The sequence below is a fragment of the Xanthomonas fragariae genome (assembly GCF_900183975.1).
Classification (GTDB): domain Bacteria; phylum Pseudomonadota; class Gammaproteobacteria; order Xanthomonadales; family Xanthomonadaceae; genus Xanthomonas; species Xanthomonas fragariae.
In genome coordinates this window covers 2898509-2922020 of record NZ_LT853882.1, presented here as the reverse complement: position 1 = coordinate 2922020, position 23512 = coordinate 2898509, and the positions used below count along the sequence as shown (strand labels likewise).

9 protein-coding genes and 3 pseudogenes are annotated in these 23512 nt (G+C 63.2%); 10 read left to right on the top strand and 2 right to left on the bottom strand.

All coding sequences use genetic code 11. The annotated features are described in order from the left end of the window. Positions 1 to 6 precede the first annotated feature (6 nt). From PD885_RS13485 to PD885_RS13475, 3 genes and pseudogenes are all read left to right on the top strand, one after another. The gene (locus PD885_RS13485) at positions 7 to 1593 is read left to right on the top strand and encodes an APC family permease (protein WP_040762837.1); all 1587 of its coding nucleotides are present in this window, start codon (positions 7 to 9) and stop codon (positions 1591 to 1593) included. After that, positions 1583 to 3913 carry a S9 family peptidase gene (locus PD885_RS13480; RefSeq protein WP_002810950.1) on the top strand — a complete coding sequence of 777 codons (2331 nt, stop codon included), beginning with the start codon at positions 1583 to 1585 and terminating at the stop codon, positions 3911 to 3913. Before PD885_RS13485 ends, PD885_RS13480 begins: the two co-directional genes overlap by 11 nt. Further along, positions 3913 to 4623 (top strand): annotated as a pseudogene (locus PD885_RS13475) (beta-galactosidase); the annotation flags it as partial. The gene PD885_RS13480 and the pseudogene PD885_RS13475, both read left to right, overlap by 1 nt. 120 nt (positions 4624 to 4743) lie before the next feature. On the opposite strand, the gene PD885_RS13470 reads toward PD885_RS13475, so the two are convergent. Next, positions 4744 to 5711, bottom strand: a protein-coding gene (locus tag PD885_RS13470) for an IS5 family transposase (protein ID WP_088056934.1) whose coding sequence is annotated in 2 segments (ribosomal slippage) — positions 4744 to 5396 and positions 5396 to 5711 — 969 coding nt in all. Because the reading frame shifts where the segments join, the coding sequence is not laid out codon by codon here. A gap of 59 nt (positions 5712 to 5770) precedes the next feature. Between PD885_RS13470 and PD885_RS13465 the strand changes: the two are divergent. The 3 genes and pseudogenes from PD885_RS13465 to PD885_RS13455 all read left to right on the top strand — a co-directional run. After that, positions 5771 to 6709 (top strand): annotated as a pseudogene (locus PD885_RS13465) (DUF5597 domain-containing protein); the annotation flags it as partial. Positions 6710 to 6944: 235 nt separating this feature from the next. Then, positions 6945 to 7913 (top strand): IS5 family transposase, encoded by a 969-nt coding sequence (locus tag PD885_RS13460; protein WP_065975123.1) that lies wholly within the window; start codon positions 6945 to 6947, stop codon positions 7911 to 7913. 176 nt (positions 7914 to 8089) lie between these two features. Next, entirely contained in the window at positions 8090 to 8386 is a 297-nt protein-coding gene (locus tag PD885_RS13455; protein ID WP_002810938.1) for a hypothetical protein, read from the top strand. 215 nt (positions 8387 to 8601) lie between these two features. Here PD885_RS13455 and PD885_RS13450 read toward each other — a convergent pair whose 3' ends face one another. After that, positions 8602 to 10170 carry a S53 family peptidase gene (locus PD885_RS13450; protein WP_002810937.1) on the bottom strand — a complete coding sequence of 523 codons (1569 nt, stop codon included), beginning with the start codon at positions 10168 to 10170 and terminating at the stop codon, positions 8602 to 8604. A 465-nt stretch (positions 10171 to 10635) separates the two neighbouring features. Here PD885_RS13450 and PD885_RS13445 point away from each other — a divergent pair, with 465 nt between their 5' ends. The 4 genes and pseudogenes from PD885_RS13445 to xopAD all read left to right on the top strand — a co-directional run bounded on the left by PD885_RS13445 (position 10636) and on the right by xopAD (position 23510). Beyond that, on the top strand, positions 10636 to 12993 hold the full coding sequence (locus PD885_RS13445) for a hypothetical protein (RefSeq protein WP_002810936.1): 2358 nt from the start codon (positions 10636 to 10638) through the stop codon (positions 12991 to 12993). A gap of 461 nt (positions 12994 to 13454) precedes the next feature. After that, positions 13455 to 16278, top strand: a pseudogene (locus tag PD885_RS13440) (TonB-dependent receptor plug domain-containing protein). Positions 16279 to 16659: 381 nt separating this feature from the next. Then, positions 16660 to 16962, top strand: a complete 303-nt coding sequence (locus PD885_RS20845; protein ID WP_145954047.1) for a hypothetical protein — start codon at positions 16660 to 16662, stop codon at positions 16960 to 16962. A gap of 371 nt (positions 16963 to 17333) precedes the next feature. Then, complete coding sequence (xopAD, locus tag PD885_RS13435) at positions 17334 to 23510, top strand: XopAD/skwp family type III secretion system effector (RefSeq protein ID WP_425513147.1); 6177 nt, start codon at positions 17334 to 17336, stop codon at positions 23508 to 23510. The last annotated feature ends 2 nt before the right edge of the window (positions 23511 to 23512 follow it).

Below are 23512 nucleotides of genomic sequence, written 5' to 3'. Positions count from 1 at the left end.
CGACGAATGACCACACACGGTGCGACCATGCAAGGCAAGTTCCGCAAACGGCTCAGCCTAACCGACCTGACCTTTATTGGGCTGGGGTCGATCTTCGGTTCGGGCTGGTTGTTTTCGGCCAGCCATGTGTCTTCGATTGCCGGGCCGGCCGGCATCGCGTCGTGGATTCTTGGCGGCATTGCGGTACTGCTGCTGGGCCTGGTGTATTGCGAACTCGGCGCGGCATTGCCGCGTGCTGGCGGAGTGGTGCGCTACCCGGAGTATTCGCACGGTGCGTTGCTCGGCACGTTGACCGGCTTCATCACCTTGATCGCGTTTTCCAGCCTGATTGCGATCGAAGTGGAAGCTGCGCGGCAGTATGCGGCGGCCTGGTTTCCGGTGCTCGACCAGGCCGGCGGCACCCGCCCCAGCGTTTGGGGCTGGCTGGTGCAGCTTGCACTGCTGATGCTGTTTTTCCTGCTCAATTATTTCAGCGTCAAAACCTTTGCGCTGGCCAACAATATCGTCAGCATCTTCAAGTTTCTGGTGCCGATGCTGGTGATCGTGCTGCTGATGAAGCACTTCAATCCAGGCAATCTCACAGTGCATGGGCTCGCACCCTCGGGCATGGCCGGGGTGGAAGCGGCGATCTCGGCCGGCGGCATCATTTTTGCCTACCTGGGGCTGACGCCGATCGTGTCGGTGGCTAGCGAGGTGCGCGACCCGCAGCGCAATATTCCGATTGCCTTGATCCTGTCGGTAGCGTTGTCCACGGTGATCTATGTGCTGCTGCAGTTGGCGTTTCTGGGCACTATTCCCGCCGCGCAGCTGGCGCCGGGTTGGAGCGGCATCGACAAGGCATTTGCGTTGCCGTATCACGACATCGCGCTGGCCCTGGGCATGGCGTGGCTGGCCGCATTGGTGATCTGCGATGCGATGGTGTCGCCTAGCGGCACCGGCAATATCTACATGAATGCCACCCCTCGCGTGGTCTATGGCTGGGCGCGTAGCGGCGCGTTTTTGCCGGTGTTGACGCGAGTGGACCCGGAGTCGGGCATTCCGCGTCCGGCGCTGTGGTTGAGCCTGGGTTTGTCGATCTTCTGGACGCTGCCGTTCCCGTCGTGGGAGACCTTGATCGGCGTGGTATCAGCTGCACTGGTGCTGAGCTATGCGGTGGCCCCGGTGACGGTGGCGGCGTTGCGCCGTAGCGCGCCAGACGTGCCGCGGCCATTCCGCGTGCGTGGCTTCGCGCTGCTGGGGCCGTTGTCGTTCATGGTGGCAGCGTTGATTGTTTACTGGTCCACCTGGCCCACTTTGTCGTGGTTGCTCGGTTTGCAAGTGGTCGCATTCGCGCTGTATGTGCTGTATCGCTTGCCCTCGCGCGAAGGGCGGGCACGCTTGCTGCGTCAGGTGCGCGCATCGTTGTGGTTGATCGTGTTCTTCGTGCTGGTGATGGCGGTGTCGTGGGCCGGTACGTTCGGCGGTCATGGCTGGATCGCGTATCCGTTTGACACGCTTAGCGTGGCGTTGATTGCTTTGTTCGTTTACCACTGGGGCGCGCGCAGTGGTTTGCGCAGCGATGAGCTGGCGTTGGAGGAGGACGATGGTGAATGATGTGCGCTGCGGCGCATTGGTCTTGCGCTGTTTATGGGGCTTGGCGGCGTGCAGCGTGTTGGTGTCGACGGCCACGCAGGCCGCGCCGAGCGCGGCCGATTATCAGCGCTCGCTTGGTCTGCGCGAGCAGTGGATCACCCTGACCGAGAACGTGGCATGGCCGGCGCAATGGCGTGACGACAGCACGTTCTATTACCGCAAGACGGTGCCGGGTGGGTTCGCCTTCGTCAGCGAAGATGTGGCCACACTGCAAAAACAATCGGCGTTCGATCAGGCGCGCGTGGCGCGGGGCTTGAGTGAGGCAACCGGGAAAACCTACACCGCGTTGCGGCTGCCATTCGAGCGCTTTAGCTATGCGCAGGAGGGCGAACGTCGCAACGGGGAGATCCGTTTCGAGCTGGGCGACGATGCCTGGCGCTGCACGCTGCCGACCTACCGCTGCGCGCGCGATGATGCAGCCGCACGGCCACGCGGGTTCGGTGTGGTGCGCGACCCCGACCTGCTGGCCGACAATACACCGCGTCGCTCGCCCGACGGACGCTGGGAAACGCTCGCCGATGGCTGGAACCTGATTCTGCGCCGTTTATCCGATGGTCAGGTGACCCGGCTCAGTAACGATGGGCGTGCAGACGATTACTTCGACCCGGAGAGCATCGCCTGGTCGCCGGATTCGCAGCGGTTGGCGGTGTATCGCGTGCGTCCTGGGCTTGCCCGCCGTGTCACCCGCGTGGAGGCTGCGCCTGCCGGAGGCGGTCAACCGATAGTGCACACCCAGCTGTATCCCAAACCAGGCGATGCGGTGGATGTGGAGCGGCCCGTGCTGTTCGACGTGGATGGCGAGCGCCGTGATGTGGATAGCGCCTTGTTCTCCAACGCGTATTCGTTGTCGCCGTTGCAGTGGCGCAGCGATGGCCGCAGCGTGGCGTTCGACTACGTACAGCGTGGTTTTCAGCGCATGCGCGTGATTGCGGTGGACGCGCAGAGCGCTCGCGCGCATGTCGCAGTGGGCGAGGACGCACGCACCTTTGTGTATGCCAACCGCAGCTTTCGCCACGATGTCGATGGGCGCGGCGACGAGGTGCTGTGGATCTCCGAACGCGATGGTTGGCGGCATCTGTACCTGTTCGACGGCCGCACCGGCAAGGTCAAACGGCAGATCACCCGCGGTGCGTGGATCGTGCGTGATGTGCTGCGTGTTGACGATGCGCAGCGGCGCATCTGGTTCACCGCCAGTGGGATGGATGCGGGCAAGGATCCGTATTACCGGCAGTTTTACAGCGTGGATTTCGAAGGCCACCAGCTGACCAGGCTGACCCACACCGATGCCGATCACGATGTGGCGATTGCCGGCGATGGACGGCATTACGTCGACACGTATTCGCGCCCGGATCTGCCGCCGGTGATGGAGCTGCATGCCATCGATGGGCGATTGCTGCAGCAAGCAGAACAGGGCAGCATCGACAAGTTGCAAGCGGCAGGCTGGCGGGCGCCGGAGACTTTCGTGGCCAAGGGCCGCGATGGACGCACCGACATCTGGGGCATGGTGGTGCGCCCGCGCGATTACGATTCGCGCAAAAAATATCCGGTGATCGAAAACATCTACGCCGGGCCGCACGATGCGTTTGTGCCGAAGACGTTCTGGCCGTTCGGCTATCATTCCGGTGGCGACAAGCAGATCGGCATGCAGGCGCAGGCCGATCTTGGCTTCATTGTGGTGATGATCGATGGCATGGGCACCGCCAATCGCTCCAAGGCGTTTCATGACGTCGCGTGGAAAAACCTGGGCGATTCCGGCGTTGCAGATCGCATCGCCTGGCATCGCGCGTTGGCCTCCAAGGATCCGTCCTACGATATCAGCCGGGTCGGCATCTACGGCGCCTCGGCCGGCGGGCAGAGCACGCTGGGCGCGCTCGAACGCCATCCGGAGTTCTACAAAGTGGGCGTTGCCTACGCCGGTTGCTACGACAACCGCATGGACAAGATCAGCTGGAACGAGCAGTGGATGGGCTGGCCGGTGGATGCCGGTTATGCGCACGCCTCGGGCGTTGTCAATGCGGACAGGCTGCGGGGCGATCTGCTGCTTATCGTCGGCGAGCAGGACAGCAATGTCGACCCGGCTTCCACCGCGCAGGTGGTCGATGCGTTGATCAAGAGCGGCAAGGACTTCGACCTGCTCAACGTGCCCGGTGGCGAGCATTCGGTGGGCCGGTCCAGCGGGCCGATCGACTATGTGCAGCGCCGTCAGTACGATTTCTTTGTGCGCCATCTGCGCAACGAACCCACACCACATTGGAATTCCCTGCCTTCGGGGGCGCGATAATGCGTTTGTTTTTTCTGGCTACGGCGCAACAGCGCAGGCGCCTCGCATTTCTGGTGTGGTCGCTGGCGATGCTGGCAAGCGGTTTGCCCGTGCACGCCGCCGCAGAAGAACTGCCGCGTTTCATTACCCAGAATGGTCGCCATGCGGTGATCGTCGATGGCGCGCCGTACACCGTGCTGGCCGCGCAGCTGCACAACTCCAACGCCTGGCCGGCGGTGTTGCCCAAGGCACTGGATGAAGTGGTCGCGCTGCATGCCAATACCGTGGAAGCGCTGGTGTATTGGGAGCAGTTCGAACCGGCGCCTGGGCGTTTTGATACCACCAATGTGGATGCATTGATTGCCGGCGCACGCAAGCGAGGCTTGCGCGTTGCGTTGCTGTGGTTCGGCAGCTGGAAAAACGGCCAGATGCATTACGTGCCGGAGTGGATAAAGCGCGACGAGGCGACCTATCCGCGGATGCGCGATGCCAATGGCGAACCGGTGGATGTGCTGTCCCCGCATGTTGCCGCCAACGTGCAGGCTGATGTACGTGCGTTCACTGCGTTGATGCAGCACTTGCGCAATATCGATGGCGACCGCCACACGGTGATTTTGGTGCAGGTGGAAAACGAGCCCGGTGCGATTGGCACAGTGCGCGGCTACGGCCCGGCAGGCGAGGCGGCGTTCGCGCAACCGGTGCCTGCCAAGATCGCACGCGCGCTAAGGAAGGTCTGAACAACGCACCAGACCTCTAAAATTCAAGCCTGCTGCGTGCCAATAGCGCACAGAGTTGATGCGTACGATACGGTTTCTACGGTTTCTTGCGGCGTTGGCTGGCGCCAGACAGCATTATCCCCTGGCCGGCAGCAACTGCCGGCGCACCATCCACAGATTGGATAGTGCGAACAGGGTCAGCACATGCGCGGTGTTCTTGGCCAAGCCGCGATAGCGGACCTTGGTGTAGCCAAACTGGCGTTTGATCACGCGGAATGGATGCTCCACCTTCGCACGCACACTTGCTTTGAAGTATTCCCAACGTTCTTCCTGGCGGCGCTCGCGTTTGTTGCCAATGGCTTGAATCGTCGAACGCTTGGCGGCAATGAAAAAACCAGCCTTGCAGGTCTGCAGTTCTTCGCGTTTGTCCGCACCGGTGTAGCCGCTGTCGCCGAACACACTGTCTTCTTTGCCGTGCAGCAATGCGTGGGTCACCGTGACATCGGCCACATTGGCAGCCGTACAACGGACGTGGTGCACCAGCCCGGAAAACTCATCCACGCCGATGGGTGCCTTCATCCCGAAATACCACTGATTGCCTTTCTTGGTCTGATGCATTTCAGGGTCGCGCGCGCGGTCGGTGTTCTTGGTCGAAATGGGCGCAGCGATCAGGGTTGCATCGACGATCGTGCCGGACCGCAGGCTCTGACCCTTGCGCACCAGATCCGCGTTGACGGCCTCCAGCATCCGCGCTGCAAGGCCATGGGTTTCCAGCAAGCGGCGAAAGTGAGAATCGTGGTCTCGTCGGGAACATTGTCCAAACCGCCGAGCCGGGCAAAACGGCGCAAGGTCGGGATCTGGTGCAACGCTTCTTCCATCGCCGGATCGCTCAACGCATACCACTGCTGCAGCAAATGAATCCGCAACATCGTCGCCAGTGCGTACGGCTGTCGACCAGGCCGCCCCGACACCGGATAGTGCGGCGCGATCAGTCCGAGCAAATGCCTCCACGGAACCACCTGCTCCATCTCGGCCAGGAAGATCTCGCGGCGAGTCTGCTTGCGCTTGCCCAAACCTTCAGCGTCACCGAACGTCAGTTGCATGGATGACTCCTCAACGTAGGTGTGTAGTGTCGCGCATTTGAAGTGCGCTGTTCAGAGGTTCCCTAGGCAAACCGCGGGGCAGCTGGCAGCAACTGTTCGGCGCCGAGGCTGCTGAAGCCTTCAATGCGCATGCGACCGCCGCGTATATCGAACAGGTGGCCGCCGCCGGCAAGCGTGCGTATCCGTTGCCGCTCTACGTCAACACCTGGCTGCGCTACAAGGGCAAGCGCTATCCGGGGCTGGATTATCCGTCCGGCGGTGCGACGGTCAACATGTTCACGCTGTGGCGCGCGGCCACGCCATCGATCGACTTTATCGGCACCGACATCTACACCAACGATTACAACGAATACACCAAGGTCATCGGTCAGTACGCGCGGCCGGACAATCCTGCATGGGTATCGGAAACCGGCTTCGAAGCGGCGACCGCGCCATATCTATTCCATGTGCTGGGGCAGGGTGGGGTAGGTTTTTCGGTATTTGGCATCGACGGCAATCCCGATAGCGACGCCAACCGTGCCGCGATGGCGGCGCATGCGGTCAACTTCAATCTGCTGGCGCCGATGCAGCGCATCATCGCCCAGGCCGCCTTCGACGGCCGGCTGCAGGCGGTGGCCGAGCAACCCGGTGCGCCGCAACGCACGTTGCGCTTCGGCGATTGGCAGGCCAAGATCTCCTTTGGGGCTCCGCTCTGGGGCGATGCCCCGGCGATTCTGCCCGGCAACGACGACCACGCCGGTCGGCTGCTTGTGGCCCAACTGGGGCCGGAGGAATTTTTGGTTACCGGCATGGCTGCACGCATTGAATTTTTCCGCGATGCGGCCGATACCAAGCATGGACAATTGTTGCGCGTGGAGCAGGTGCAGTATGTTGATGGACGCTGGCAGATGGAAAAACAGCTCAACGGCGACCAGACCGACTACGGCCTCAACTTCGGCCGCGTGGATGCAGCGGGCGAGATGCCTGTAGTGCTGCGCGTGCGGGTGGGCAGCTATTGATGTGAGTAAAGTGAGTGCGCGGCGGTGAGACGGGCGTGGTTGGAATCGGTAGGTGGCACATGTGGACCGCGGTTTCTGTCTGCCCGCTCTATTCGCGTCGCAAACGCTCACCACGTGTGCTGGTTGTGGTAAGAGCGAGGTGATTGCCAGCGGCGAGTGCGCTGGTCGGTTAGGGAACCTCTGAACAACGCACTTCAAATGCGCGACACTACACACCTACGTTGAGGAGTCATCCATGCAACTGACGTTCGGTGACGCTGAAGGTTTGGGCAAGCGCAAGCAGACTCGCCGCGAGATCTTCCTGGCCGAGATGGAGCAGGTGGTTCCGTGGAGGCATTTGCTCGGACTGATCGCGCCGCACTATCCGGTGTCGGGGCGGCCTGGTCGACAGCCGTACGCACTGGCGACGATGTTGCGGATTCATTTGCTGCAGCAGTGGTATGCGTTGAGCGATCCGGCGATGGAAGAAGCGTTGCACGAGATCCGGACCTTGCGCCGTTTTGCCCGGCTCGGCGGTTTGGACAATGTTCCCGACGAGACCACGATTCTCAACTTTCGCCGCTTGCTGGAAACCCATGGCCTTGCAGCGCGGATGCTGGAGGCCGTCAACGCGGATCTGGTGCGCAAGGGTCAGAGCCTGCGGTCCGGCACGATCGTCGATGCAACCCTGATCGCTGCGCCCAGTTCGACCAAGAACGCCGACCGCGCGCGCGACCCTGAAATGCATCAGACCAAGAAAGGCAATCAGTGGTATTTCGGGATGAAGGCACCCATCGGCGTGGATGAGTTTTCCGGGCTGGTGCACCACGTCCGTTGTACGGCTGCCAATGTGGCCGATGTCACGGTGACCCACGCATTGCTGCACGGCAAAGAAGACAGTGTGTTCGGCGACAGCGGCTACACCGGTGCGGACAAACGCGAAGAACTGCAGACCTGCAAGGCTGGTTTTTTCATTGCCGCCAAGCGTTCGACGATTCAAGCCATTGGCAACAAACGCGAGCGCCGCCAGGAAGAACGTTGGGAATACTTCAAAGCAAGTGTGCGTGCGAAGGTGGAGCATCCATTCCGCGTGATCAAACGCCAGTTTGGCTACACCAAGGTCCGCTATCGCGGCCTGGCCAAGAACACCGCGCATGTGCTGACCCTGTTCGCACTATCCAATCTGTGGATGGTGCGCCGGCAGTTGCTGCCGGCCAGGGGATAATGCTGCCTGGCGCCAGCCAACGCCGCAAGAAACCGTAGAAATCGTATCGTACGCATCAACTCTGTGCGCTATTGGCACGCAGCAGGCTCGAATTTTAGAGGTCTGGTGCGTTGTTCAGACCTTCCTTAGCAAGCGAGCGTCATCGGTTATTTCGTAGTTTCTGCACCGGAGCCACCATGAGTATCAGCACTATCGCCAGTTCCGGAATGCAGGTTGCCGCGCTGAGTCAGCAGGTGGCCGCCAGAAATGTGGCCCGCCAGCCGGTGGACGGCAGCCCGCGCCAATCGGTTGCGGCCAGCACACAGGTCAACGGCGGAGTTGCGGCCAGCGTGGTAGGCGCCGCATCCGATCCATCGGCACCGGCGAGCGATCTGGTCGAAGGCCTGTCGGCGCGTAATGACTTTCAGGCCAACGCCAACGTGTTGCGGCGCTCCGACGACATGCTTGGCAGCCTGCTGGACGTGTTGAGCTGAGACGCGTCGGGCGCGGCCGGTGTTATGTTCCTTGTGGGTTTGGCCTCCACAGCGCCGCCGCGTGTTCGACACGCAGCGGCGTATATGCGACACGTGTGGCTGATCAGGCATGCGACGGGCGCAGCCGAAAAGTCACATTGCCAAATGGCAGGGGTTGCCCCAACGGATGCGGTGTCGGTAATTGCCCGGCGTTACGCCACGACCTGCCGCATACATCACGCTCTCTGCAACAATGCCTTCAACCGAGCGCCGTCGGGCACGCCCAAGCCGGTGTTGGCATCCCATCCGGTGGACGCGCGGAAGCCACCGTTGTCGCCCGCGACGATGTCGCGGAAGGCGTCCGGTTGCCCGTACAGGCGCGGCACCACAAAGCTGGGCTGCGTCTGGTTTACACCGTAGACACGCGCCAGTAACGCCGCCCATAGCGGAGCGGCCGCACTGGTACCGCCCATCACCGCCGGCTGTCCGTTGATGTACAGGTAGTAGCCGGTCTGCGCATCGGCGTTGGCAGCCACATCGGGCACCCCGCGCATGCTCAGTTGCTGGGGCCGATGATGTTCATCGGTCAACAGCAGATCTTTTTGCCAGGCCGGGCGCGCGAAGACTCTGCTTTGCCCGCCGCCACCCTTCGACCACGCCTGTTCGTCGGCGCCGTCTGCCGTGACGGTCAGGCGCGTGCCGCCGCAGGCGAGCACAAACGGGCTGGATGCGGGAAAGCACACATTCAAGCCCGGTTGTCCGTCGCTGGCGCCATCGTCGCCCGCGGCGATGCACACGGTGACGCCCAGTAGTGCGGCTGCCTGAAACGCGCAGTCGTATGCCTTGCGCGACTGAGGCGTCCACTGCGATTCGGTAAATCCCCAGCTGATGGCGATCACGCCGGGGCAATGCTCGGTGTCGTGGATGGCCGCATTAATCGCTTCCAGAAAACCGTTGTCTGTATTGGGGGCGAAGTACACCACCAGCTTGGCGCCCGGTGCAATTGCCCCGGCGATCTGGATATCTATCTGCGCTTCGATATCGGCATTTTCATTGCCGGTACCGAGCGTATTGTCAGCGCCGGGCAGAAGCACATCCACGATGTCCGGCATCGGCAGGCGTAGCTGCGCAAAGTAGGCGGCCATCTGCTCGCGCGCATAGCCGCCGCCCAGCACGATGATGCCGATGCATTGGCCGTGTCCGTCATGCTCGGGGAAGCCGTACAACTGCGCCAGCTGCGGGGGTGTGTATTGCACGGTCGGACCGTGGCCACTAGCGATGGACGAGGGCGATGCGGGGGTTGATGGTGCGGGCGCCGGTGTCGGTGCATTTGGCAAGGTCTGCGCCTGTGGACGCGCATCCAGCCCGAGCACGGCGGTGACGATGCCATCGAGCGCCTGCGGAATCGACACCGGGCCGGTGCGGCCGCGATAACGCATCGCGCCATGCACGTACTCACGCAAGCTAACCTGAAACGCCGCCTCGCACTGCTGCACGGTTCCTTCCAGGATCACATTGCCGCTGTTTGCATGGGCGCGCTCGACCTTCAATCCATAGCTGGCCGCGAAGTCGGCAACCGCCTGTAGATCCGCCGCACTGGCAGCGAAGCGCTCGCTGAACTCTGCGCGCGAAAACGCAACCGGCATGGTGTTGGCCGGCAGTTGCAGCAGCACGGCGGCAGCGGCATTCAATGCCGGCATACGCACTGTCAGCAGCACTCGCAGCCGCTCATCCACCGGCGGTGGTCCGGCCTCGACACTGGACGGCGTGGTGTGGCGCTCACTGCCAGCGAGAATCGTATGCATGCGATGTGGAACTCCATCAATAGTGAGAGGGACGCGATATGTACGCGTGTGCGATTGCACATGTTGCGTGTTGTGCTGTAAGAGGACGCCACGATAGCCTGTCCACCAACAACAGCACAGCACTGGCGCATTGAACACCATGTCGTGCCTGGATGGGTCGCTGTTGACGCCCGTGACCGATTACGATGCGAAGCGATGCTGCGTCGATCCGTGTGGACCACACCAGCTGCGTCGTACCAGCAAGTTTGCGCAGCAACATCAGCATGACGTGCGCCAGTCAGACCCTGCGACAGCGTGATGCGGAGCGCTCATAACCGGCCTGGCATCGCTGCATGCACAAAAAAGCGATTGGCGCGCTGGGGGCTTGGTTGTGTGCAGAGTTCCGCATGCGCGCCAAACGGCTGTCACAAGACGCGGCGCGCGCAGTCGCGCAGGATGCCGGGTAGATCATTTGAGGGCGCAACTATGGACCGTAGAACCTTTCTGCATCAGGGCATGGCGGCGGCTGCGGCAGTCGGCACCGGTGCCGCGATGGCGGCGTCGGCCACGGCTACGCTTGCAAACACACCGCCAGCGCCCGTACTCCCACGCTTGGAACCATTGCCCGCGGCTGCGCATGCCGGTAGCAAGCTCTGCAGCTTTCGGCATCTGCAGCAGGACTGGACCGTCTACGAGCATCTCGACCACCCGCAAGGCCAGCTCACGTTGTGGACCGACAGCGGCATGCTGCGGCTGGACAAGCGCACCGAGCCGGCATATCCAGCCGAGAGCAAGCCATATTTCGGCATGCCACTGGCCGAGGTGGCGATGGCCGAGGCCGATCTGCTCGCCGACCGTCTGCTGCGCGATGGCGACCCGGACGAGGCACAGGTGCGCGACGTGGCGCCGCCGCCGGCCTCGTTGCTCGACCCCAAGGACAATGGCGGGCGCTGGCCGTGGACCACCTTCGTCGGCACCCGTGAAGGTCTGGACACCATGCCCATCCTGCCCAACGGCCGCAGCCGCACGTCGCGCCCGGAGCATGCGTTTGCCGAGTTAGGCGAAGAGGCGCTGATCAAGCGGCGCGAGGAAGGCATGCTCGGCGGCTGGATGCCTGCGGTGCGCAAGGTGATGCGCCGCGAGGGTCACGCCGACACCTGGTACGACGTGCTGGTGTTTGCCGATGTGCGTGCCAATGATCGCTTTGTGGTGCAGACCTGGCACAGCACGATGCAGGTACGCGGCGGCGAGATCGTCGCAGTGCATTACACGCACAGTTACCCGGCATTTGCGCCGTCGCGCACCGCCGCTACCGCAGAACAATTCTATGCGGCGTTGATTGATTTCACGGCGTATTGGCAGCAAGCCTTGGACGGCACCGTGCAGGCGCAATTGCCCGATGCCAGCTGGAACGACATGGCGCAGTTTGCGTTCGCGCGCGAGTTGGTGGTGCGGCCCGGTGGCCACTACCCTAAATACGGTGCGGTTGAGCGCGACTATTACGGCAACGAGTACGACGGCTTTCAGGACACCTTCACCAGTTCGTTCTACGCCAATCTGGAGTGGGGCCGCTTCGCGCAGGCCGCCGCGGTGCTCGACAATTATTTCGATGCGTTCGTGCAGGACGATGGCTTGCCGAACATGCGCGGGCCAGAGGTTGGGCAGTGCGGGCTGACCTTGTCGCTACTGGCGCGCTATCTGCGCTACACCGGTGATGCAGTGCGGTTGCGTCGTTTGCTGCCCAAGATCGCGGCAACCGCGCAGGTGCTGTGTGAGCTGCACGACCAGGCTTTGGCATTGCCGCGCAGCGCGCATGGTCATGGCCTGCTGCACGGCTGGAACGAATCGGATGCCTGTCTGTTTCCCGATCCATCGCTATGGTGGAAACCGTATTACGCCAACAGCGCGCTGGCGATCCGCGGTTGGGAAGACATCGCGCAAGTGTGGAGCACGCTCGGCGGCGCCGCGGGCTTGGCAACGGACTGGCATCGCCGCGCAAAGCAGTTGCGTGCGGGCCTGCAGACCAGCTTGCGCGCCAACGTGCGCCGCGATCTGTCGCCACCGTACGTCGGCCCATTGCCCGGCACCAAGCTGACCTTCCGCCAATCACTGCAGCAGGAAAAGCCCAGCGAACAGCAATGGCCGCATCGCGCATATGCCGAGCTGTTGCAGGCCGACGTGTTGCCGGATGAGTTGGCCAACCTGGTCATCGATTGTCTGCGCGGGCATGGCGGCACCAGTCTCGGCGTGGTGGCCAATATCGGGCCGCCGGAACCAGGCAGCCGCGATCTGCTCGGGTTTATTTCCTACGGTTATGCGCAACAGCTATTGCGGCTGGATCGCATCGAAGAGTATCTGTTGTTTGTCTACGCGCACCGTTACCAGGTGCATACGCGCGGCAGCTGGACGGCCGGCGAGGTCAGCGGCATCACCGGCGGCATGCCGTTGTTCTGCATCCCGGCGCAGATGACCATTCCGCTGCTGCTGCGCTGGATGCTGGTCAGCGACGACAGCGCGGGCGAGCAGTTGTATCTTGCGCGCGCTGTGCCGCGTGCATGGTTGGGCAGCGGCGCAGCAGTGGGTATCAGTGCCGCGCCCACCCGCTGGGGCAATGTCACGCTGACGTTGTGCACAGATAGAGATGCACGCCGCATCGACGCCGATGTGCAGCTGCCGGAACAGGTACCCAAACGCACGTGGCTGACGCTGCGCACGCCGGCCGGCACGCGGCTGGATCGCGTGCTCATCGACGGTAGGCCCGCGCGCCCACAAGGCCCGCATGCAGATCGCGTAGCGTTGCCGGGTCGTGCTGCAGTGGTGAGGGTGCAGGCGTGGTATGTGTGATGGCATCTGCACGCTGATCATCGGACGTCGCTGTGCTTCCATCGCCAAACGCCGATAAAGCAAGGTTCCCGTTTTTTTACAGGTGCTGAGTTTCCAACGACGTGCACTGCCTTGCCGACGTATCTCGCCAGTGAACGACCTTGTTCTACATCTACATCTACATCTGGCGCGCCCAGGCGGGCAAACAGGCGCAAGCATGTGAATTTCCGCACGTAGCCCGACTAAATTCGTCAAGACCGCATCCTGGCCTTGTCGCACACTTTTTCGCGTTGCCCGTCAGTCATCGGGCACGTGCTCTCAGGAGGGAGTAGCGTTTTCTCTTTTGTTGACGAATGTCGTCGATGCGGCGTGTTGGTGTCGTCGTTATTTTCGTCATCAATCTCTCATCTTCGCGCTGTGGTGGTGTAGGTCGACCGTGCGCGGAAGTGGTCCGTACCCCTGTGAAAGCACGAGGACTACCTATGTTGCCCAGCTGCTCCGCTGTTCTAACGAAGTGCATTGCTTTGCAGACCACCACGCTGGCCAGCGCGATGATTATCGCGTTGGCGCTTACGGCATTGCCGGTTGCCGGTTGCCGCGCAGCAGCGCGCCGACAGCGCGGACGAGGCAACCCAGACCCTGGATCAGGTCAATGTCACCGGCACCCATTTGCGACGCGTGGATGTCGAGACTGCCAGTCCGGTGGTCGTCATCGACCGGCAGCGGATTGAGGACAGCGGCCAGAACACGCTAGGCCAATTGCTGCAGCGCTTGCCGATGATGGCCGGCTTCATGTCCGGCCCCGCGCTCAACTCCGGTTTCAGCCATGGCCGCGCGCTAGTGTCATTGCGCAATCTCGGGCCGGAGCGCACCTTGGTGTTGGTCAACGGCCATCGCATGTCCGGCCCCGCCAGCAGCGTTGCATCGGCGCAGGGGGTGGATGTCAACGCGATTCCCGCATCAATGGTGGAGCGGGTGGAAGTGCTCACCGATGGCGCCTCGTCGGTGTATGGGTCCGACGCGATCGGCGGTGTGGTCAATATCATTCTCAAGGACAGGTACGACCACTTTGCGGCGACGGTGGATTACGCGCAGAGCACGCATGGCGACGCGAATCGCCGCACGCTCGGGGTGGAATGGGGCAAGACCTGGGACCGCGGTGGGGTGATCCTCGGGCTCAGCCGCAATTCGATGAATCCGGTGTTCAATCGCGACCGCGAGTATGCGGCAAAAGCGGTGGAATACCTCGATGGTCAGGTCAGTGAGATTCGCGGCAGCAACACCCGTGCATTCCTGACCGATGGACGTCGATTGACTCCGGCCGATGGCGTGCCGCCCGGTCCGGTGGGCGAAGATGCATTCCGCCCCTACCAACCCGCCACCGATAGCTACAACATCTACGACGCGCAGTATCTGATTACGCCGATCGAGCACACTAATGCCTCGCTGCACGGCAGTTTCGATTTCACCCCGAACGTGCAGGGCTACATGGACGTGTTCTGGACGCGCAGCAAGACCAACTCGCGGTTGGATGCGTTCGACATTGAAATGCAGCACGCGGCCGACAACTACTATAACCCGTTCGGTGATCAGTTGGACCGCTACTTTTTGCGCTCCACGCAGGCCAATATGCATGTTTACACTGCGACGATGTTCCAGACCAACGTCGTGGCTGGCCTGCGCGGTCGCGTGCAGGGCAGCAGTTGGCAATGGGATGCGGCGGCAGGCGACGCGCGTTACAAGGACACACTGGTGCGCACCGGGTTTTCGATTACCTCGGCGTTGAACAATGCAGTGGGTGCGTCGTTTCTGGACAGCGACGGGGTGGTCAAATGCGGGGCGCCGGGTGCGGTGATCGCCGGCTGTACGCCGATCAATATCTCCAATCCCAACGACCCGGCCACCATCGCGGCGCTGCGTGGTACCCAGCGGCCGGTGGATCTGATCGACGAGAGCCAGATGCGGTTTGTCGATATCAGTGCCAATGGCGATCTGTTCAAGCTGCCCGCCGGCGCTGTGCAGGCCGCCGTCGATTTGGTCTCTCGCACCAACAAGTTCGCGCAAGGCACCAGCAGCGAGGTGGCCGCCGCCAATGCTGATGGCAATTGCGACTACGACGATGGCTGCATCCTCAAACAAGGACGCGACGAGTCGGTCAGGGAAGCTTATGCAGAACTGCTGGTGCCGTTGCTGAAGAATGCGCCGTTTGCCGATAGCTTGAACTTGAATCTGGGCTCGCGTTATTCCAAATACGACGCCTGGCGCAACACTACCAATAGCAAGATCGCCATCGAATGGCGGCCGATCGCCAACCTGCTTGTGCGTGCCACCGGCTCGCAAGTGTTTCGTGCGCCGGCATTGGGTGATCTGTATGGCTCGCCGTATAACAAGGTGATCGATGACACCGGCAATTTTCAGGATCCTTGCCAGGGCTATACCGGTGCTACCAATCCGGCTTGCGCCAACGTGCCCAACGATGGCAGCTTTACCAACACCGCACAGTTCAATGCAGTGACTTCCGGTGCTAACAATGTCGACTTTCAGCTCAAGCCCGAGCGTGGCCGCTCCTATAACTTGGGGATCGTGTATGACCCGGACCAGGTGCGTGGGTTGTCGCTCAACTTGGACAGCTGGCGCGTTGTGCTGGACGACATGTTGTCCAGCACCAGTGTGCAGCAGGTGGTCGACGATTGCTTCAAAGGACGCAACGCCGCGTTCTGCCCTTTGATTCAGCGTGATGCGGCCGGCCAGTTGACGCATGTGTCGGTGCCGTTCGCCTACAACAGCGGCAAGGTGGATGCCCGCGGCTACGATACCGGTATCCACTACACATTGGCCGGCACCACCTGGGGCGATTTTGCGGCGGGGCTGGATACGACCTTCTTTTCCAGCTATCGCTTCGCTGGCGACGCGCATAACTATGTCGGTGAAAATTCCAGCTGGGGCAATATGCCGCGCTGGCGCGCGGTGGCCAATCTGGCCTGGGATAATGGGCCTTGGCATGCGAGTTGGAGCGCGCGCTATGTGGGCCGCACCGTCAATGGTAGCCAGCACGAAGATTACTGCGACGATACCAACGCAGATGGCAGTTGCCCTTATGTCCCGATCGGGTCGGTGGTCTACCACGACGCCTCGTTAAGCCGGAAGATTCCATCGCTGCACAGCACGCTCGCTCTGGGTGCGGACAACCTGGGCAATCGTAAGCCGCCGCGGTTTTACAGCTACTCCAATGCGGCCAATACCGAAGCGTCTACATATGACACGTTGGGCCGTAACTTCTGGGGCCGCTTGCGGGTGGAGTTTTGAGCGACGCTGTAGTGGGTGGGTTAGTTCGCGGTCGAGATCTGCGCCGATGGTTGTACTGCGGTGGAGTGCGCGCGCGATCACTACGGCACTCGTTTTGCTCCGCCGTGCTTGGCGTCACGGCAACCGTCGCCGGTGCAGACGGCGATGGCGAAGGATGTCTGTTCGTCGAGCTGGCTGCGGTGCGCTGGGGAGTGCTGCGCGTGTTTATCGCGCGATGATTGCCGACGCTGGCGTTGATCGGCTGGCCTCGTACTTTCTAAATTAGTCGCCCCTTAAAAAACCCCAACCACCCAACGACCGCAAGGCCTTGATGTCTGCACCAGCGTGCCAAAACTACCAGTGCTCGCTACGCTGAAGGCTGGTTTCTTGCAATTTGCGCCCATGCGTACGCGCCGTCCTGCTGCCGAAGACAGACCCGCAAGAATTCCAAGAACTCCTGATGGCGGCGCTTGGGCTTGCATTGCACAAGTACAGTGTCATTGGACCACGCCAAGCGCCGCGAACACCGTGGTGGTCACGCTTTACAGGACTTGCAGCAGCATGTGCTCGGATAGCACGAAATTCTCCAGCCTGACGCTGGTGAACAGCGACGCGTTGTTTTCGTCTTCTCCTCGCATGCTGCCATCAATCCTTATCCAACAATGCGTCCATGGTCGGCAGCAGCAACGCCTGCTGCGTCGATAGGTGTTTCAACGGCCTGCTAACAAGAACGACCGCCACGTCATTCGCAGCACGTGAAGAGCTGCGGGTGAAGTACCGACTGCCCACCCGCAGCGAGCGCGTTCGCCAACGATTGGAAGGCTTCGCGTTGTGCAGGCCGCTTCGCAGGTGGACCGGTCAAAATCCGCGGTATGGCACCCGTCAACTTCAAGCCGGGCTCATCCGGCACAAACTGGTCTCTCCCTCGAGAGCAACATCCACCTAGCCAGATCTGGGAGCAGGCTGCAGCCAGCACTAGTACGGGCGACAGTAAGCCGCCGCTTCCACGGCCGCTGCCCAAACGGCGACGGGTAGAGCAGGAGGAGCCTGGGACGACGCCGCAACGCAAGGCGCCCGTGCATGTGCGACCCGGAGTACGTGGCAGCGCATGGCACGGGCGCGACCAGCAGCAGCCGGCGACACACTCGCACCGGCGCAATGATCCCATCGACTGGCGCAATACCACGCCCGGGCGGCGCCCGGACAAAATGCCCGCTGACGCCAGTGCCGCGTCGTTGCATCGGCGGCCACAGCGGCCAACGCATGGCTTGGAGCGGACGAAGGATTTTTGCCTGACTGAACAAAAGCACGATCGGGCGGCAAAGAAACGGCCGCGGGAAGAGCAAGAGGCATATCGGCGGTCCCCACAACGGCCAAGGCATGGTGTGGAGCTGACGACAGAGAAGCTCTGCGTGACCGAAAAAACGCTCAATCGGGAGGCCAAAGAGCGGCTGCGGGAAGAGCGAGAGCGGTCTCGGCAACAGTTGAATGCGCACAGCTGGATGGGGCAGCAGCACAACGCTCTGCTGTGCGTCGCCATGGCGCGGGACAACGAGTTGGCGCGTCGTATGGATTGCAAGTTGGCCCTACCCTTTCTGGATAGGAGCGACAGCGCGGAAGCCAATGCGCAGTGGCTCGACAAATATCTTCAAATGCTTGCCAATGCAAGGCGGGCCGCAGGTGTAACGCAACACGATCTTGGCGATCTTGATCGTTGCACCGACCTCGCGGCGCAGTATCTCTCCGAGACCGGTTGGTTCGACCGTGCACCGCTGAAACAGCTAGCCCATGTGGGCAACAAGTTGAGCAAGCATCCGGACCAGCCGGCGTGTATGGAGGCAATCGGGTGGATCGCCGCACAGGTGGGGCAAGCCGATGGTCGGTTGGGTCTGGCTGGCCGCGAACTGGCTCTGTTACTGAACGCTTTTGCCAAGAACACCAACAGCGGCAGGTGCGAACGCGCGGCGGCTCGTCTGGCACGTTACCTGCTGCGTGAACATCGGGCCCGGCAGTCTTTGAACGAGCAGGGCATCAGTCTGGCACTCAATGCCTTCAGCAAGTGGTTCGATCACCCGGACTGCCAGTCCATGGCGCACTCGCTCGCCGCGCGGCTGGCCGACGATCGCGGCGTGTGCAACGCCCTCAAAGCGCAAGAAGTGACCAACGTATTGAACGCACTGAGCAAATGGCCCGACACGCCGGTGTGCAAGAAGGTCGCCAGCATTCTGGCCTCGCGCTTGGCCAACAATCCCCGTTTGCGCAACGCCCTCGACCCGCAAGGCGTGGCAAACGCGTTGAACGCACTGAGCAAATGGCCCGACACGCCGGACTGCCAGGCCGCCGCCAACGCGCTGACCCGGCGGCTGGTCGACAACGATCCCCGTTTGCGCAACGCTCTCAACCCGCAAGAAGTGGCCAACGCGTTGAACGCCCTGAGCAAATGGCCCGACACGCCGGACTGCGAGGCGGCCGCCCGCGCGTTGGCCTGGCGGCTGGTCGACGACGATCCCCGTTTGCGCAACGCGCTCGACCCGCAACACGTGGCCAGCGCGCTCAACGCCCTGAGCAAATGGCCCGACACGCCAGTCTGCAAGTCCGCCGCTCGCGCGCTCGCCCTGCGGCTGGCCGACGAGCGCGATTTGCGCAATAGCCTCAATCCGCAGGAAGTGGCCAACGCGCTCAACGCCCTGAGCAAATGGCCCGACACGCCGCGCTGCAAGACCGCCGCCGCCGCGCTGGCCCCGCGGCTGGCCGACGATGCCGATTTGCGCAATAGCCTCAATCCGCAAGAAGTGGCCAACGCGCTCAACGCCCTGAGCAAGTGGCCCGACACCCCGGACTGCAAAGCCGCTGCCACCGCGCTGGCCCCGCGGCTGGCCAACGATGCCGGTTTGCGCAACGCCCTCAATCCGCAAGAAGTGGCCAACGCGTTGAACGCCCTGAGCAAATGGCCCGACACGCCGGACTGCAAGACCGCCGCCACCGCGCTGGCCCCGCGGCTGGTCGACGAGCGCGGTTTGCGCAACGCCCTCAACCCGCAACACGTGGCTAACGTGTCTAACGCACTGAGCAAATGGCCCGACACGCGGGACTGCGAGACCGCCGCCAACGCACTGGCCTTGCGGCTGGCCGACGATGCCGGTTTGCGCAACGCCCTCAACCCGCAAGAAGTGACCAGCGCGCTCAACGCCCTGAGCAAATGGCCCGGACGCGCGAGCTGCGAAAAGGCCATCGACGCCTTGGCCAGGCGGCTGGCTGCAGACCACGATGTGCGACACGCCCTGGGAGCACAGGACGTGGCCTTGTCGCTCAATGCGCTGAGCAATTCGCTCGCAGAGGTGGCCTGTCGACAAGCAGCGCTACTGCTCGCCGAGCGCCCAGGCTCGGCCGAGTTGCCGTGGCAGCAGTTCGACATGCTCGGGCTCGCCCAGTTGGGCAACGCGCTGTCCCGTCTGCGGCACCTGGACGATGAACAATTCCAAACCTTGGGCAGCGACAAACTGAAGGCACTGGCCGGGCACCTGGAGCTGCACCGCGCGCGTTTTGAGTCCGCCTCGGTCTCGGAGATCGGGCTGATCTTCAAGGCCTTTTCATCGGCGCAGCTTCAGCGCCAGATGCGTCCGCTGGCGCAACCGGCACTCGAGCGGGTTGCCGCGCTCATGCACGAGGATGGATTACGCGCAACGAACCTCGAGGGGCTAGGCAATCTGTGCATGGGCCTGCTGCCGCTGATCCGCAGTCCGGAGCTGACCCCTCGCCATCGCAGTCACGCCCTGAGCGTATTCAACACGTTGCAGCCGATCGTAGAGCGCAAGATCGCCTTGTACCTCACGGTCGGTGGCTCACCTGCATCGGCTCAGACCGAACAGCACGCCACACGTTGCCCGGCGTTGACGTTCTTCCAGGTGCTCAAGGCCTATGCGGTGGTGAGTCGGCAATGGAAGCCGCGCCACGTCCAAGGCGCGCGCCAGGAACTGCACCAGCGCCGCGAGCAGCTGGCGCAATGGGTCGACCAGACGCTCGAGCGCACGCGCGAGGCCATCGAGGCGGACCTCGGCGAGATGAGCTGGAACCTGATCGCGCAGATCGAGGCGGGCGACCAGGTGTTCGACGCCCTGGACCGGCGCATGGCCAAGGAGGCGCCAAGGATCGCGCAGGCCCATCCACCGAGCCGCTTCGACCTGGGCGCTGGGCGCCTGGGCATGCGTTCGGCACCCGGCCAGCCCGTCGCGCCGGCACCCGGCACCGGCAGCACGACCCACATCGTGGTCGATCTGCGTGGCAAGCAAGTGTCGACCAACGCGACCGAGACGGACAAGCCTTACTCGCTGTTCACGCGGCTGACGGGCCTGCCGCTGGTGGAGGTTCAGCTGCCGGGATCGATTTCAACGTTCATGCTCGCGCGCACGCTCACCTACCAGGGCCAGCCCTGGCGCTTCGACATGTTCGGCGGCAGCCGCGCCACGCGCGGCCACCTGAGCCGCCCCTCCGACCTGCTGTCCGGCGCATCTGCATCGCCGTCGCTGCTGCCGGCGATCCGCTATGCCGACACCGTCCCGGGCAGCAGCCTGATGAAGCTCATCACCAAGCTCGCCCCGCAGCGCGAGGACTGGTCGCGCATGCAGCGCTCGCTGCTGGAGATGGTGCCAAGCGACCACGTCGTGGAGGGCACGCTGCGCCTGGGCTTTTTCGACGACGTCAGCGGCCCTGCGCACCCATTCAAGCCCACAGCACCCGACGGGCGCCCCCTGGCGCTGTGCCCCAACGATGGCTGCGGCTTTCTGAAGCTGGAGGTGGCCCAGCGCATCCCTGCCTTCCGTGCGTACTTCTCCGCCTGGGAAGCGGTGCAGGCCGGCCGGGCTAGCCAAGCCCAGCGCGACCTTCTGGCCAAGGACAAGGGACCCACGCGGCTGGCACCACAGGCGCTGCAGCACTTCCCACGCGACCAGGCGGCGCTGCAGGAGGCGCACGAAGCGATGCAGCGCCGGCTGCAGGCGCTGCCGCCCGAGCTGAGCCAACTGGTGCTGTACGAGCTGGCCACCAGCGGCGGCTACGAGGGCCAGAGAGTCCGGGCGGTGCCCTCCGCCGACAACCAGGTGCACCTGCCGCGCGAGCGCAGCCAGGCCTTCGACGCCGCCGGCGGCGCCTTGCTGATCGGCAAGCCGCCTTACGACAAGGAGAACCTGCTGCCGGTGCCGCAGGAGTATGTCGCTACCGCGGCGCAAGGCGATGCCACGGCCGAATTCCTCTCGCAGTGCTTCGGCATCCAGTACAGCTACACCGGCTTCGACGACAGCGCGGGCGACGCTGCTGGCAGCGACCCGGCGATGCTGCACAGCAAGGGCATGCTCATCGTAGTGCCGGCGCAGAACTGGCCGGCGCAGTTCGCGGACGTGGACCTGGCCTGCTCCAAGGAAGATCTCAAAACCCTGTCGCGCTGGACCGCCGGACGCGACCGCAGTGCCGTGCCGCAGGACATGCTCAGCACCGGCAGCCTGCGGCTCAAGGACATCGTGGAACCCGGGCGTATGGGCGCACTGCCGATCCCGGAGCTGCGCAAGCGCAACATGGACACCGACGGTGACGATGCGTTCGTGTACGCGGGCTACCCCAGGCTGGCGGAGCTGATCGCGCGCGAGATGGACGATCGTGCGGCGCGGCGCGGCCAGCCACGCTCTTTCAAGCCGCCGAAGACGGCCACGCCGGCCATCGACCCAGACAGCGGCCACTACCAGGCCGGGCGGCTGTCCGAGATCATGTCGCTGCAGCGTGGCGGCCAGATCATGGGCGCGGCCAGCACCCTGGCGGCGCGCTTCATGGCGCAGCCCGACCAGCTGCGCAAGGCGATGGCGCGCAAGATGATGTTCGGTACGTACGACGGCATCGAGCGCGACCTGCGCAACGGCTTGCGCCAGGTACTCGACGGCGAGACCACAGATCGCGAGGTGTTGTTGGCGCAACTGCGCGCCCAGGCGCACGAAGCGATCAGCCGCGCCCACATGCCCGAGGCGCGTGAAGTGGCCGAACTGCTGCACGCGCAGCTGCTTGAGCTCGAACTGGCAACGGCTCGCTCAGCCGAGGCGCCAGGCTTGCCCGACGCACTGGCTTCAGCCGAGGCGCCAGGCCTGCCCGACGCGCCGGCTTCAGCCGAGACGCCGCGCCTGCCCGACGCGCTGGCTGAGGCGTTCCCAACGCTCGCCCGGGCCTACATGGCTGCGCCTGATGCCGACGCACGTCTGCGCGCCATCCTCGACAACTACCCGGTGTGCCTGTTATCGCACGCACAGTTCCCGGAGGGGCAACCGGGGTTCATCCCCAACGAGCCGGAACTGAGCATGCGCAACCTCTTCACCATCGCCATCAAGGTGGGCACCGATGCGCTGAAATCCGACACCGGCACAGCGCTGTTCGCCAAGATCGTGGAGTCTTGCGAACGCTCCGAGCGAGCGTTCGCCGAGCGGGTACGCAGCGTGCCCTACGGCAAGACGACTGCCCGGGCCATGCACGAGGGCCGCTTCGACGCCGAGCAGACCAAGGTGCTGCTGCAGAACATGCCGACGATGGCGGCGGGCGTCATGCAAGACGCGCTGCACTCGCTGCAGCAGGCAGGCCTGATCGACCCGCCGCCCCCGCCGGCCGAGCGCCTGCGCGCCGTGCAGCACGAGGACATCGTGCGTGCGGCCGAGGCCCTGCGGACACGCGCCGGCGAGATGGAGCCCGTAATCACCAAAATGCTGATCGGCGCCGCCAAGCTCCATGGTGGGCACCTGGAGGGAATGGGCCATAAATTCAAATCGCCCGGCTCGCTGGCGGAAAAATTCAGACAGCAGATTGCTTTGAAACACAAGACCCTGGAAGAAGCGGCCGCTTGCATCAACGACGCGCTGCGCTACAGCGTGGTATTGGAGCCGCAGCACTTCACCGTCGGCCTGCGCGGCGTGCTGGCCTCACTGGACAATCAAGGCCATGTGCGCGTCAAGCTGCTCAACCTGTTCACGCGGCATAGGCAGGCATTCAAGGCAGTCAACGTCACGCTGCGCAGCCCGGAAGGCGCGCTGTGGGAGATCCAGTTCCACACGCCGGACACCTTCAAGCTCAAGGAGGAATTCCACGACCTGTACAAGGAAAGCTTTGCGCTGCAGCTTGAGAGCGCCTCACAGGTCGATCAGCACCAACTGCAGGCGTCTGCGCAGGCGGCCTTCAGCGGCGTGAATGCGCCGCCGGGCTGCGAGGAGATCGACGATTGGAAATAGCC